Raw genomic sequence first — 755 nt, forward strand, 5'->3', positions numbered from 1 at the left:
GGCGTTGCATAATAGAGGGATGAATTGAGGTTATCTACTGTGCAATGTCCATACTGCGACTCTACTGAAATTAGAAAAAATGGTAAACGAAGAGGTAAACAAAATCACATTTGTGTCAATTGTGGTCGTCAATTTATCGATGTTTACAGTCCACCAAAGGGGTACTCAGATGAAATCAAGCAAGAATGTTTAAGGTTATACGTCAATGGCATGGGATTTCGCGCCATTGAGCGAGATAAAGGAGTCCATCATACAACCGTAATTTATTGGTTAAAACAAATAGGTTCTCAACTCCCTGATGTACCGCCTAGCAACGACGTACCAGAAGTTGGAGAATTAGATGAACTAGAAACATTCATCGGTTCAAAAAAAACAAAGTCTGGTTGTGGACGGCAGTAAATCACTTTCAAGAGGGTATCTTAGCTTGGGTAATTGGCGATCGCAGTTCAGAAACATTTAAATTCTTGTGGGACATTGTTTCCTGTTGGCAATGTTACTTCTACGTCACAGACGGTTGGAAGGTTTATCCTTGCTTTATTGACCCAGGAGACCATATCGTCAGCAAAACATATATGACTAGGGTTGAGGGCGAAAATACCCGATTGCGCCATTACCTAGCAAGACTACACCGAAAAACACTCTGCTATTCTAAATCCGTAGATATGCTTAAACATTCAATTCGATTGTTACTTCATTATTTAAAGTATAGAGAAATACCAGTATTTGCATAATTCATCCCGCATTTATGCAACACC

At 39.3% G+C, this 755-nt stretch carries 1 protein-coding gene; it reads left to right on the plus strand.

Annotated features, from left to right (window positions below; genetic code table 11):
• Positions 1-39 precede the first annotated feature (39 nt).
• Positions 40-731, plus strand: a protein-coding gene (locus UYK_RS25495) for an IS1 family transposase (protein ID WP_373278500.1) whose coding sequence is annotated in 2 segments (ribosomal slippage) — positions 40-375 and positions 378-731 — 690 coding nt in all. Because the reading frame shifts where the segments join, the coding sequence is not laid out codon by codon here.
• The last annotated feature ends 24 nt before the right edge of the window (positions 732-755 follow it).

Source organism: Fischerella thermalis PCC 7521 (assembly GCF_000317225.1).
GTDB classification, from domain to species: Bacteria; Cyanobacteriota; Cyanobacteriia; order Cyanobacteriales; family Nostocaceae; genus Fischerella; species Fischerella thermalis.